At 70.9% G+C, this 12312-nt stretch carries 14 protein-coding genes; 11 read left to right on the plus strand and 3 right to left on the minus strand.

The genetic code is table 11. The annotated features are described in order from the left end of the window. Nucleotides 1-49 precede the first annotated feature (49 nt). A complete protein-coding gene (locus DMB42_RS35880) occupies nucleotides 50-1081 on the minus strand; it encodes an aminotransferase class V-fold PLP-dependent enzyme (RefSeq protein ID WP_125642267.1) in 1032 nt (343 codons plus the stop codon). Nucleotides 1082-1231: 150 nt separating this feature from the next. On the opposite strand from DMB42_RS35880, the gene DMB42_RS35885 reads away from it, so the two are divergent. The 6 genes from DMB42_RS35885 (at nucleotide 1232) to DMB42_RS35910 (ending at nucleotide 5820) form a co-directional block, all read left to right on the plus strand. Continuing rightward, complete coding sequence (locus tag DMB42_RS35885; protein ID WP_125642269.1) at nucleotides 1232-1495, plus strand: phosphoribosyl-ATP diphosphatase; 264 nt, start codon at nucleotides 1232-1234, stop codon at nucleotides 1493-1495. Nucleotides 1496-1553: 58 nt separating this feature from the next. Further along, complete coding sequence (gene hisG / locus DMB42_RS35890) at nucleotides 1554-2399, plus strand: ATP phosphoribosyltransferase (protein WP_185845034.1); 846 nt, start codon at nucleotides 1554-1556, stop codon at nucleotides 2397-2399. Between the two features lie 70 nt (nucleotides 2400-2469). After that, on the plus strand, nucleotides 2470-3354 hold the full coding sequence (locus tag DMB42_RS35895; RefSeq protein WP_125642274.1) for an ABC transporter ATP-binding protein: 885 nt from the start codon (nucleotides 2470-2472) through the stop codon (nucleotides 3352-3354). After that, complete coding sequence (locus tag DMB42_RS35900; protein ID WP_125642277.1) at nucleotides 3354-4088, plus strand: ABC transporter permease; 735 nt, start codon at nucleotides 3354-3356, stop codon at nucleotides 4086-4088. Before DMB42_RS35895 ends, DMB42_RS35900 begins: the two co-directional genes overlap by 1 nt. Next, a complete protein-coding gene (locus DMB42_RS35905; RefSeq protein WP_125642280.1) occupies nucleotides 4085-5218 on the plus strand; it encodes a sensor histidine kinase in 1134 nt (377 codons plus the stop codon). Before DMB42_RS35900 ends, DMB42_RS35905 begins: the two co-directional genes overlap by 4 nt. Beyond that, entirely contained in the window at nucleotides 5215-5820 is a 606-nt protein-coding gene (locus DMB42_RS35910; RefSeq protein WP_125642283.1) for a response regulator transcription factor, read from the plus strand. The genes DMB42_RS35905 and DMB42_RS35910 overlap by 4 nt, the downstream gene beginning before the upstream one ends. Nucleotides 5821-5839: 19 nt before the next feature. Here DMB42_RS35910 and DMB42_RS35915 read toward each other — a convergent pair whose 3' ends face one another. Continuing rightward, nucleotides 5840-6865: an EAL domain-containing protein gene (locus tag DMB42_RS35915; protein WP_260478148.1), complete on the minus strand. Its 1026-nt coding sequence runs from the start codon at nucleotides 6863-6865 to the stop codon at nucleotides 5840-5842. A 119-nt stretch (nucleotides 6866-6984) separates the two neighbouring features. On the opposite strand from DMB42_RS35915, the gene DMB42_RS35920 reads away from it, so the two are divergent. Further along, complete coding sequence (locus tag DMB42_RS35920; RefSeq protein ID WP_125642286.1) at nucleotides 6985-7638, plus strand: acVLRF1 family peptidyl-tRNA hydrolase; 654 nt, start codon at nucleotides 6985-6987, stop codon at nucleotides 7636-7638. 25 nt (nucleotides 7639-7663) lie between these two features. On the opposite strand, the gene DMB42_RS35925 is transcribed toward DMB42_RS35920, so the two are convergent. Continuing rightward, nucleotides 7664-8491: an NAD(P)H-binding protein gene (locus tag DMB42_RS35925; RefSeq protein ID WP_125642289.1), complete on the minus strand. Its 828-nt coding sequence runs from the start codon at nucleotides 8489-8491 to the stop codon at nucleotides 7664-7666. Between the two features lie 86 nt (nucleotides 8492-8577). Between DMB42_RS35925 and DMB42_RS35930 the strand changes: the two genes are divergently transcribed. The 4 genes from DMB42_RS35930 to DMB42_RS35945 all read left to right on the plus strand — a co-directional run bounded on the left by DMB42_RS35930 (nucleotide 8578) and on the right by DMB42_RS35945 (nucleotide 12233). Beyond that, nucleotides 8578-9165, plus strand: coding sequence for a TetR/AcrR family transcriptional regulator (locus DMB42_RS35930; RefSeq protein WP_125642292.1), 588 nt, complete (start codon nucleotides 8578-8580; stop codon nucleotides 9163-9165). 167 nt (nucleotides 9166-9332) lie between these two features. Next, nucleotides 9333-10931 carry an ABC-F family ATP-binding cassette domain-containing protein gene (locus DMB42_RS35935; RefSeq protein ID WP_125642295.1) on the plus strand — a complete coding sequence of 533 codons (1599 nt, stop codon included), beginning with the start codon at nucleotides 9333-9335 and terminating at the stop codon, nucleotides 10929-10931. 113 nt (nucleotides 10932-11044) lie between these two features. Beyond that, complete coding sequence (locus tag DMB42_RS35940) at nucleotides 11045-11260, plus strand: helix-turn-helix domain-containing protein (protein ID WP_125642298.1); 216 nt, start codon at nucleotides 11045-11047, stop codon at nucleotides 11258-11260. A 145-nt stretch (nucleotides 11261-11405) separates the two neighbouring features. After that, entirely contained in the window at nucleotides 11406-12233 is an 828-nt protein-coding gene (locus DMB42_RS35945; protein ID WP_125642301.1) for an enoyl-CoA hydratase/isomerase family protein, read from the plus strand. The last annotated feature ends 79 nt before the right edge of the window (nucleotides 12234-12312 follow it).

Consider the following 12312-nt stretch of genomic DNA (forward strand, 5'->3'; position numbering starts at 1 on the left):
GCACCTCCCACCGTGGAGGCGCGGCGGGCGTCGCCGTTTCCGGGGGATGTCAGGGTGTCAGGGCGTTCAGGGCGTTCAGGGCGCGGTCGACGTCGTCCGGGGTGTTGTAGACGTGGAAGCCCGCCCGGACGCGGCCCGCGCGTACGGCGGCGCGGATGCCCGCCGCGGCCAGCCGCTCGCCCGGCGCCTCCACCGACCCGGTCGCCGAGTCGGACGGCTCCAGCCCGAGCCCGGCCCTGAACCGGTTGGCCAGGTCGACGTCGTGCTCGTGGATACGCTGGACGCCGATCTCGTTGAGCAGTTCGAGCGCCGGCGCCGCCCCGACGTAGCAGAACCAGGCCGGTGACAGGTCGAAGGCACGGGCGTCGTCGGCCAGGCGCAGCGGCGGGCCGTAGAAGGAGCCGCCGGGGTCCTCACCGGCGTACCAGTTGGCGGCCAGCGGGCGCATCCGTTCGCGCACCCGGGGCGACAGGTAGCCGAACGCGGCCCCGCGCGGCGCCATGAGCCACTTGTACGCGGCACACGCCAGCACGTCGATCCCGTCGGCCACCGACACCGGCAGCCACCCGCACGCCTGGGAGCCGTCGGCGATGACCAGCGCGTCGTGGGCGCGGGCGGCGGCGACGACGTCGTGCAGCGGCGTGACGTACCCGGTGGCCGACTGGACAAGGCTGAAGGCCACCGCGTCGAAGCGGCCCGTCACGGCGTCGGCCAGCCGCTCGGCGGGCACGGTCTCGACCTCGGCCGCCACCACCCAGGGGAACAGGTTGCTGGTGAACTCGATCTCCGGCACCAGCACCCGCGACCCCGGCGGCAGCGCGGTCGCCACCGTGGACATGATCTGCGACACGGTCGAGCCGATCGTCACGTCGGCCGGATCGGCGTCGACCAGGTGCGCGAACGCCGTACGGGAGCGGCCGACGGAGGCGTCCCAGGGCGTCCAGTCGCTGCTGCCGTGCCGCCACTGGGTCAGCACGGCCTGCAACTCCTCGAAGGCGGTACGCGGGGGAAGGCCGTACGAAGGGGTGTTGAGCCAGCCGGGGTCGGCGTCCCAGAGCTTGCCCACGGTCGCGAGGTCCATGACCACCAGCCTAGGACGGCGTCCCGGAGATCAAGGGCCGCCCCTGGCGCGGGCATGAGGGCGTCGTCTCGCGTGGCGGACTACGGGCGGCGTCATCGCCGTGCGCAGACTAGGCTTGTCAGGCACGCCAACCGACCGACGAGAGAGACCATGAAGACCTTCGAAGAGCTGTTCGCCGAGCTGTCAGACAAGGCGCGTACCAGGCCCACGGGCTCGGGCACCGTGGCCGCGCTCGACGCCGGCGTGCATGCCATCGGCAAGAAGGTCGTCGAGGAGGCCGCCGAGAGCTGGATGGCCGCCGAGCACGAGTCGAACGACAGGGCGGCGGAGGAGATCTCCCAGCTCCTCTACCACGTGCAGGTGCTCATGATCGCCAAGGGCATCGGGCTCGACGAGGTGTACAAGCATCTCTAGGGCGCTCCGCGCCCGCCCCGGCGTCCCGTCGACCATGAGTGAGGAAGAAGACCCCAACATGCTGCGTCTGGCAGTACCGAACAAGGGCGCGCTCAGCGAAGCCGCCCAGAACATGCTGAAAGAGGCCGGCTACCGGTCCCGCAGGGACAGCAAGGAGCTCGTCGTCGTCGACGAGGACAACGGCTGCGAGCTGTTCTTCCTGCGTCCCCGCGACATCGCCGTCTACGTCGGGGAGGGCACCCTCGACCTCGGCATCACCGGCCGCGACATGCTGATCGACTCCGGCGCGCCGGTCGAGGAGATCATGCCGCTCGGCTTCGGCGGCTCCACCTTCCGCCTGGCCGCCAGGGCGGGCACGATGTCGTCGGTCAAAGACCTCGACGGGCAGCGCATCGCCACCTCCTACGCGGGCCTGCTCGACAAGTACCTGTCCGACCAGGGCGTCGACGCGCGCGTGATCAAGCTCGACGGCGCGGTCGAGACCGCGATCAGGCTCGGCGTGGCCGACGCGGTCGCCGACGTCGTGGAGACCGGCACCACGCTGCGCAACGTCGGCCTTGAGGTGTTCGGCGACCCGATCATGCGCTCCGAGGGCGTGCTGATCAAGCGCCAGAGCGTGCCGGAGACGCCGGGCATGGGCCAGTTCGTCCGCCGGTTCCAGGGTGTCGTGCACGCCCGCGACTTCGTGATGATGGACTACGACATCCGCGCCGAGCGCATCGAGGAGGCCATCGCCCTCACGCCCGGCATGGAGGGCCCCACGGTCTCGCCGCTCCACCGCGAGGGCTGGGTCGCCGTACGCGCGATGGTCCGGCGCAAGGGCCACCAGCAGGTGATGGACCAGCTCTGGGACATCGGCGCGCGGGCCATCCTGGTCACCGACATCTACGCCTGCCGCCTCTGACAAATGTCACGGTCAACCCCGGAAGGATCGCACTAACGGGGGAAATGCCGTCCCCGTAGCGTTTGCTGACATGAACGCCATCGTGTTCGACCAGGTCAGCAAGCGCTACGGGGACGTGCTTGCCGTCGACGACCTCTCGCTCGCCATCGAGCCGGGCAAGACCGTGGCCCTGCTCGGCCCCAACGGCGCCGGCAAGTCCACCTCGATCAACATGCTGCTCGGCCTGCTGCGTCCCACCGGCGGCACGGTCACCATCCACGGCCGTACGCCCGACCAGGCGGTACGGGCCGGCGAGATGGGCGCGATGCTCCAGAACGGCGCCCTCATCCCCGAGCTGTCCGTCAAGGAGCTCATCGACCTGGTACGCAGGCTCTACCCGAACCCGATGCCGCTGGAGGAGATCCTCAAGCTGGCCGACCTGTCGGACCTGGTCAAGCGGCGCGCGAACAAGTTGTCCGGGGGCCAGAGCCAGCGGGTCAGGTTCGCCCTGGCCATCGCGGGCGCCCCGAAGATCCTGCTGCTCGACGAGCCGACCGCGGCCATGGACGTGGAGTCCAGGCTGCGGTTCTGGGCCAGCATGCACGACTACGCCGCCGGCGGCAGGACCGTGCTGTTCGCCACCCACTACCTGGAGGAGGCCGACGAGCACTCCGACCGGGTGATCGTCATCGCCCGCGGCAGGCTCGCCGCCGACGGCACCGCCGCCGAGATCAAGGCGGGAGTGGGCGGGCAGGTCGTCCGCTTCACGCTGGGCGAGCAGCCCGCGGCCGGGCTCGACCGGCTGCCCGGCGTCACCGCCGTCGAGGTCGCCGCGGGCAAGGCCACGCTGCACACCTCCGACGCCGACGCCACCGTGGCCGCCCTGTTCCGGGCCACCACGCTGGACGTACGCGGCCTCCAGCTCACCGGCGCCGACCTCGAAGACGCCTTCCTCGCGCTCACCAGGGAGTCCTGATGCTCTTCTACGCCAAGACCGAGGCGCTGCGCATGCTGCGCAACCGGCGCTACATCGTCTTCGTGGTGATCTTCCCGGTCGTGCTCTACCTGATCAACGCCAACATCTACGGCAAGCAGACCGACGGGGGCGGCCTGCGGTACAGCGTCGTGCTGATGGTCTCCATGGGCGCCTACGGGGCGCTGGCCTCGTCCATGATGAGCTCGGCGGTGCCGTGGGCGACCGAACGCCAGTCGGGCTGGCTGCGCCAGCTCCAGATCACCCCGCTGCCGAGCTGGATGATCATCGCCACCAAGCTCGGCACCGCGATGTTGCTCGTCCTGCCCTCGCTGGTGCTGGTGGCCGTCGTCGGGGTCGTCCAGCAGGGTGTGTCGATGCCGGTCGGCCAGTGGGTGCCGCTGCTGCTGGCCATGTGGCTGGGGACGATCCCGTTCATCGCGCTCGGCCTGGCCATCGGGTCGCTGCTGTCGGCCGACGCCGCGCAGCCGGCCGCGATGATCAGCATGTTCGCCCTGGCCATCGCGGGCGGCCTGTGGTTCCCGCCGGAGATGTTCGGCGACACCATGAAGACGGTCGCCGACGTCATGCCCTCCTACCACTACGCGCGCCTCGGCTGGAGCATCGTCGCAGGTGACGGCGTGGCCATGACGGACGTGCTGGTCGTGGCCGGGTGGGCGGTCGTCCTGGGCGGGGCTGCCGCCTACCTCTACCGGCGGGCTACTGTTCGGGCATGAGTTTCGCCGACAAGCTGCACTTCGGGGAGGGTACGGCCTCCCCCAGGCGGCGCCTGCTCGGGATGTCCGTCGGCATGGTCTACCTCGTCTTCCCGATCGCCTCCCTCGTCTCGGGGGAGGTCACGGGCGTACGGGCGGTCTGGGCGGGGGCGGCGCTGTTCGGCTTCATCGCCTTCTTCATCGCCACCGTGGTCAGCGCCAAGAGCTTCGACAAACGCGGACGCGCCACCTTCCCCCTGCTCGGCGTCACCACGGTGATCGCGCTGGTCAGCTCATTCGCGTTCGGCGGCGCCTGGCTCACGCTGCCCGTCTACACGGTGGTGCTCTTCGGCTTCACGCTGCCGCCCACCTGGGCGCTGGCGGGCGTGGCGATGAACCTGGTGGTGGTGGTGACGGCCGGGCTGCTGACCGGCGACGAGGCGCCCGGCGTCATCGTCCTGGCCCTCCAGGTCGTCACGCTGGGCGTGTTGTTCATCAGCATCCGCAACAGCAGGGTGCTGACGAGGCAGCTGCATGAGGCGCAGGGCGAGGTGGCCCGGCTGGCGGCCACCGAGGAACGGCTGCGCATCGCCCGCGACCTGCACGACCTGCTCGGCCACAGCCTGTCGCTGATCGTGCTGAAGAGCGAGCTGGCCGGCCGGCTGGCGGAGGGGTCGCCACAGGTGCGGCGGGAGATCGGCGACATCGAGTCGGTCGCCCGGCAGGCGCTGGTGGAGGTGCGCGAGGCGGTCACCGGCTACCGGCAGCGCAGCCTGTCGGAGGAGCTCGACGGCGCCCGGTCGGTGTTGCGGGCGGCGGGCGTACGGGCCGAGGTACGGGTGTCGGGCACGCCGCTGCCCGACCTGCTCGACGGGCTGTTCGGCTGGGCGGTGCGCGAGGGCGTCACCAACGTCGTCCGGCACGCGCGGGCCGCCGGTTGCGAGATCCAGGTGACGTACGACGGCGAACGCGCCACCCTGGAGATCATGGACGACGGACGCGGCGGCGAGCCGCGGGGAACCGGCAGCGGGCTCAGCGGCCTGCGCGAACGGGTGGCGGGCGCGGGCGGCACGATGGAGGCCGGCAGTGCGCCGAAGGGCGGGTTCCGGCTGCGGGTGCTGGTCCCGGCCGGGGTGGGGACGGCGGCATGATCCGGGTGATGCTGGCCGAGGACCAGGGCATGATCCGCGGGGCACTGGCCTCGCTGCTGGGCCTGGAGCCCGACATCGAGGTCGTCGGCGAGGCGGCCGACGGGCAGGAGGCGGTCGCCGTCGCGCTCGCCGAGCGTCCCGACATCGCGCTGCTGGACATCGAGATGCCGGTCAAGGACGGGCTGACCGCCGCCGCCGAGATCGCCGCCCAGGTTCCGGGCTGCCGGGTGATGATCCTGACCACGTTCGGGCGGCCCGGTTACCTGCGTACCGCCATGGAGGCCGGGGCGGTGGCGTTCCTGGTCAAGGACAGCCCGGCCAAGGAGCTGGCGGCGGCCATCCGGCGGGTGCAGGCGGGGGAGCGGGTCATCGATCCCGGGCTGGCCGCGGCGGCGCTGAGCGCGGGGCCCAACCCGCTGTCGGCGCGCGAACGCGACGTGCTGGCCGCCGCCGCCGACGGCTCCACGATCGTGGACATCGCCCGGCGCCTGCACCTGTCGGAGGGCACGGTGCGCAACTACCTGTCCTCGGCCATCCACAAGACGCACGCGCGCAACCGCATCGAGGCCGTACGGCGGGCCAAGGCCCAGGGCTGGGTGTAGCCGGTCCGCGCCCGCCGGCTCAGGTACGGATCGCGGCGATCTGCCGGATCAGGTCCGCCACCCGGACGATGCCCAGGCAGCGGTTGAGCTCGTCGGTGACCACCAGGTCGTCGTAGACGCGGGCCGCGTCCCGGCCGGCGGCCTGCATCGCGGCGATGGCCGGGGTCGTCCTCGGGACCGTGCGCGGCGGGTCGGCCAGGCGCTGGGCGGGTTTGGAGCCGTGCAGGGCGTGGCCGTACCGGGCCGCGAACGACAGCAGGAAACGGCTGCGGTCGAGGCTGCCCTTGGGGCGCTGGTACTCGTCCACCAGGATCACGCTGGTGATCGTCGGCTCGTGCCCGAACGCCGCCACGACCTCCTCCGCCTTCGCCCCGGCGGGCAGCGTCACCGCGGGCAGCAACATCTCCTGCACGCGCGGGCCGAGCATCAGCGTGTCCGGCGACTCGTCGGCCACCGGCACCACCACCCGGATCTTGCCGTCGGGGCCGGGGGCCAGCAGCGGGCCGTGGCCCAGGCGTACGCCCAGGCCGCGGGCCACCGCGACCTGCGCCTCGCGTTCGACGCCCGGCGCCAGCACGTGCGCGCCGATCCCGCGGGCCAGCGTCACCACCGCCCGCGCCACGGCCGCCGCCCGGTGGTCGCCGGGCAACCTGTTCACCAGCTCGGCGTCCAGCCCGAGCAGGTACGGCGCGGAGTCGGTGACGGCGTCCAGCGCCGGGCCGCCCGCGCCCACGTCGGCGAAGCCCAGCAGGTAGCCGATCGTGCGCAGGCCGTCGAGGCAGACCTTCAGCAGGGGGCGTTCCGACTCCTGGCACGATCCAGTGAGCATGAGGATCGCCTCCCGCGGATGCCGGCCGGCTCTGCGGAGGGATTCGTGGAGGGGTGCCAGCGCCCCGGCGCCCGAGAGCACCACATGCAGGGGCAGTTCCAGCACCATGGGCAGCGGGGCCGCCCGGAGAGTGCCCGTCGGATCGACGACCGCGGGTTGCGCGATGACGGCCCCGGTGTCGAGATCCACCATGGGGCTGGTGAGCAGGGAGGACACGTTCAGATGATCCGGGTGGCGCTGGTGTGGCAGAAGCCCCTCGAAACGAAGTTCACCGACATTTCCGCTATAGTTCCCCACTTGCCGTGAGGGGAATGCCGTTCGGTTACCCTTCCGGCATGAGCGCGCGTCCGGCCAGAGGCGGCGGCCGGTGGGTCACGGTGCCGCCGGAGCGCGTGCATCCCTGGATCGACGGGTTCGCCGGCCGTCACGGGTCCTTCGAGGCCGCCGGCGACGACCGCGTGGTGCGCCTGACCGCCGCCGACGGCGCGCTGGCCGAGCTGCACGTGCCGTTCCCGCCCATGACCCCCGGCCCGCCGCACGTGACCAGGCTGGTCACGCACGCCCAGGCCGCGCGGCGGGTGGGGGTCCTGCTGGTCCGGCTCGGGGGGTACGCGGCCGGCGTGTTCCACGGCGCCGAGCTGGTTGACTCCAAGGTCGGGTCCCGGCTGGTGCAGGGGCGTACCGCGGCCGGCGGGTGGTCGCAGCAGCGCTTCGCCAGGAGGCGGCAGAAGCAGGCGGCCCAGGCGTTCGACAGCGCGGCGGACACGGCGGTGCGGGTGCTCGTGCCGCGGCTGGGGGAGCTGGAGGCGGTGGTGCTCGGCGGCGACCGGCGGGCGGTCGACGCGCTGCGCGGCGACCGGCGGCTCGCGCCGGTGTTCGCGCTGGAGAGCGAGCCGTTCCTGGTGGTGCCCGACCCGCGGCTCGCGGTGTTGCGCGACGCGCCCGCCCGGTTCCGGGCCGTACGGGTGCGCGTGGTCGATCCGTCCTGACGCCTGGACCGTGCTCAGGAGGCCGTCAGCCGGCCGGGGCGAAGGCGGCCGCGTGGTCGGCGAGGAAGTCGGCCAGGGTGCGCGGCGGCCGGCCGGTCACCTCCTCGACGGTCGTGGTGATCTCCGCCCAGCCGGTCTCGCTCAAGGTCGCGTGGGCGGTGGCCAGTTCGGTGGCGAACGGCTCGGGGACACCCTGTTCGGCCAGCCGCGCGGCCATCTCGGGCACCGGCAGGTCGACGTAGGCGATGGGACGCCCGAGCACCGAGGTCATCGTCGCGGCGATCTCCTCGTGCGTGGGCGACTCCGGACCGGTCAGCAGGTACGACTCCGACGCCCCCACCGGACGGGTCAGCAGGGCGGCGGCGACCGCGGCGATGTCCCTGGCGTCGATGTAGTTCATCCGGCCGCCGCCCCACGCGCCGTGGAAGCGGTCGCCGCCGCGCAGGTCGCCGATGAGGTTCTGCATGAAGCCGGTCGGCTGGAGGATCGCGTGCGGCACGCCCGAGGCCCGCAGGTGCTCGTCGATCTCGCCGTGGGGACCGGCGCTGAGCGAGGCGCCCGGGGCGGCGTCGCGTACCGACACCGAGACGATCTGGGCCACGCCCGCCTTCGCCGCCCGGTCGATCACCTCGTTGAGCCTGTCGGCCCAGCCGGGGAACGGCGAGCTGTTGAGGAACAGCCGGTCGCCGGGGGACAGCAGCCCGCCGATCGTCTCCGGGCTGGTGAAGTCGCCGACGGCGTGCCGTACGCCCAGGTCGGCGGGCTTGCGTGAGACGGCGAGCACGTCCTGGCCGTGGAGCTGGGCGACCAGGGCCCGCCCGATGGAGCCGGTCGCGCCGGTGATGACGATCATGATGGCCTCCTAAGTGGAATCTCATCTTCCGCTTGTCGGGACGGTACACTAACCGGAAACCGTTCGTCCACTTAGGAGGTCGCAGGGTGCGCGCGGATGCCAGAAGGAACCTGGTCAAGATCCTCGACGCGGCCGCCCAGGTGATGGCCGAGCGCGGGGTCAACGCGCCCATGGAGCTCATTGCGCGCCGGGCGGGCGTCGGTGTCGGCACGCTCTACCGCCGCTTCCCCGACCGGGACGCGCTCATCACGGCGCTCGGCGAGCACTACGTCCAGTCGCTGGCCGACGCCCTGGAGGAGGCCACCGCAGGCGAGCGGGACGCCTGGAACGCGCTGCGCGGGTTCGTCCTGTGGGCCGCCGCGCCCGGCCGCGTCGCGCTGGCCGCCGTCCTGGCCCACGTGCCGCAGGAGGCCGTCGCGGGCACGGCGGAGTTCGCCGAGAGCAAGGAACGCTGGCTCGGCCTGCTCGACGGGCTCGTCCGCCGGGCCCAGGCCGAGGGCGGCATGCGTATGGACGTGACCCGCGAGGACGTCGTCAGCCTGCTCAACGTCTTCACCTGTCACCCCTCCGGGCTGCCCGACCCGATGGCCGCCCGCCCGGAGAAGTATCTGCATCTCATGCTCGACGGAATGGCCGCCCACGCCGCCACCCCGCTCCCGGGCGACCGCCTCTGAGGCCCTGGAACGCACCACCCGCCCCGCCCTGCCCGAAGGGCACCTGGAGCCCCATAACCAGAGGTAGCGCCTGGCACAGGGGCCCTACACTGATCTGTATGCATACTCCCGATTGACCGGCGTCGCACGCCCAATCCTCGTTTCCTAGCTCGGGAGTGTCCGCCAACATGATCATCGCCAGTGACATCGAGCTGCGCGCGGGAGCGCGCCTGCTCATCGAGAACGCCTCCTTCCGGGTCAACCCCGGCGACAAGATAGGTCTGGTCGGCCGTAACGGCGCGGGCAAGACCACGCTCACCAAGGTGCTCGCGGGTGAGGCGCTGCCCGCCATGGGCTCCGTCACCTCCTCCGGCAGCATCGGCTACCTGCCCCAGGATCCGCGTACGGGCGACCTCCAGGTCCTGGCCCGTGACCGCATCCTGTCCGCGCGCGGCCTCGACGAGGTCCTGCGCAAGCTGCGCGAGGCCGAGGCCGGCATGTCCTCGGCCGACGAGCGCACCCGCGAGAAGGCCGTCAGGCAGTACGGCAGGCTCGAGGACCAGATGCACGTGCTCGGCGGCTACGCGGCCGAGTCCGAGGCCGCCTCCATCGCCTCCAGCCTCGGCCTGCCCGACCGGGTCCTCGGGCAGACGTTGCAAACGCTTTCCGGCGGCCAGCGGCGCCGCGTGGAATTGGCGCGAATTCTTTTCAGCGGAGCGGAAACTCTCCTTCTGGACGAGCCGACAAACCACCTAGATGCGGACTCAATCGGGTGGCTTCGTGATTTTTTGCGCTCTCATCAAGGTGGCTTGGTGATCATCAGTCACGACGTCGGCCTTCTTGAAGCCACGGTCAACAAGGTCCTCCACCTCGACGCCAACCGCTCGATGATCGACCACTACAACGTCGGCTGGAAGGCCTACCTGGCCCAGCGCGAGACCGACGAGAAGCGCAGGAAGCGCGAGCGGGCCAACGCCGAGAAGCAGGCGGGCGCGCTGCTCGCCCAGGCCGACAAGATGCGCGCCAAGGCCACCAAGGCCAAGGCGGCCCAGGACATGATGCGCCGCGCCCACCGGCTGCTGGCCGGCACCGAGGAGGAGCGCCAGAGCGACAAGGTTGCCCGCCTGCGCTTCCCCGAGCCCCTGCCCTGCGGCCGTACACCGCTCATGGCCGAGGGCCTGTCGAAGTCCTACGGCTCCCTGGAGGTGTTCACGGACGTCAACGTGGCCATCGACCGAGGTCACAGGGTCGTCATCCTCGGCCTCAACGGCGCGGGCAAGACCACGCTGCTGCGCATACTCGGCGGCATCGAGTCCCCCGACACCGGCGACCTCAAGCCCGGCCACGGCCTGAAGGTCGGTTATTACGCCCAGGAGCACGAGACCCTCGACCCTTCTCGTACGCTCCTGGAGAACATGCGTTCGGCGGGCGGGGAGTTCACCGACACCGAGTTGCGCAAGGTCCTCGGCTCGTTCCTGTTCTCCGGGGACGACGTCGACAAGCCCGCCGGAGTCCTGTCCGGCGGCGAGAAGACCCGGCTGGCGCTGGCCATCCTGGTGCTCTCCAGTGCCAATGTCCTCCTGCTCGACGAGCCCACGAACAACCTCGATCCGGTCAGCCGCGAGCAGGTTCTCAACGCTCTGAGGTCGTATTCAGGAGCAATCGTCCTCGTCACCCATGACGAGGGTGCCGTTGACGCCTTGTCACCGGATAGGGTGATCTTGCTACCTGACGGAACTGAAGACGCGTGGAGCGACGAATTTTCCGATCTTGTGGCACTTGCCTGATCTTAATTTGAGTGGGTACGGATCTTTTCCCGTGGAGTAGGTAGCCGATCCCGCTGAAATGACTGATCATGGCGGAGTAACGCTGCGGAAGTCCGGCACTACAGGAGGTACTCGTGGCCGAGACACTGAAGAAGGGCACCCGGGTCACCGGGGCCGACCGGGAAAAACTGGCCGGCGATCTCAAGAAGCGCTACGCGCAGGGCGAGAGCATCCGCGCCCTGGCCGCTTCGACCGGTCGGTCCTACGGGTTCATCCACCGCATCCTTAGCGAGTCCGGAGTGACTCTGCGCGGGCGCGGCGGGGCGACTCGAGGCAAGTCCAAGCGCTGACGGCCGCCTCGGAACGTGCGACCGCAGCCGCCCGTCCCTAGTCAGCCGCTGTCGCGCCCGAGCCAGAATCATATTCTGTAAGCTCGGGCGCGACGGTCAGCCTTGGTGGCGCACCCCGTGCGCGACCGGACACAGGGAGCAGGCGATGGCGGAAGCACAGGCGCGACAGCGCGGGGGGAACGCGGAGGACGTCTCTGCCGAAAGACTGGCCGAGATCGGGCTTCGCCACGAGGTGGACGGTGAGATCGCGACGATCACGCTGGACCGGCCGGAAAAGCGCAACGCACAGACGTTCGCGACATGGTCGGCACTGGCTCGCATCGGCGAGAACCTGCCCGAGCAGGTGCGCGTCGTCGTCGTGAAAGGTGAGGGACCGTCCTTCTCAGCGGGAATCGACCTACGGATGTTCACACCGGAGGGAGTGCCCGGACAAGGCTCGTTCAGCTCGGCCGCCACAACCGACGGCGAGACCTTCGAGCAGCGCGTACGCCAGGCCCAGGACGGGTTCCTGTGGCTGCGCCGCCCGGAGATCGTCTCCATCGCCGCCGTGCACGGGCACGCGATCGGCGCGGGATTCCAGCTCGCGCTCGCCTGTGACCTGCGCATCGTGGCCGACGACGTCACCTTCTGCATGAAAGAGCCCGCACTGGGCCTGGTCCCGGATCTGACGGGGACCAAACCACTGGTGGAGCTGGTCGGACTGGCCAAGGCGATCGACATCTGCCTGACCGCCAGGAACGTGTACGCCGACGAGGCCATGCGCATCGGCCTCGCGGAGCAGGTGGTCGCCCGTGGCGACCTGGGCAAGGCCGTACAGGACAAGATCGCGGAGCTGCTGTCGACGAATCGGGACGCGGCGGTGGCGACGAAGCGCCTCCTCCAGGGGGCGCGGGCGCGCACCCTGGAGGAGCAGAGTGCTGCCGAAGGGGCCGAGCAGGCCAAGCGCATCAAAGCGCTGTTCGGTTCGCGGTAGGGCCGGTCGGGGGCCGGGTCTCAAGGGCGCCAGGGTACGTTCTGGTGTGTTCTGGTTCGCCATGAGCTGATTGTGGAAT

It is taken from the genome of Nonomuraea sp. WAC 01424 (assembly GCF_003947315.1).
Taxonomy (GTDB): domain Bacteria; phylum Actinomycetota; class Actinomycetes; order Streptosporangiales; family Streptosporangiaceae; genus Nonomuraea; species Nonomuraea spiralis.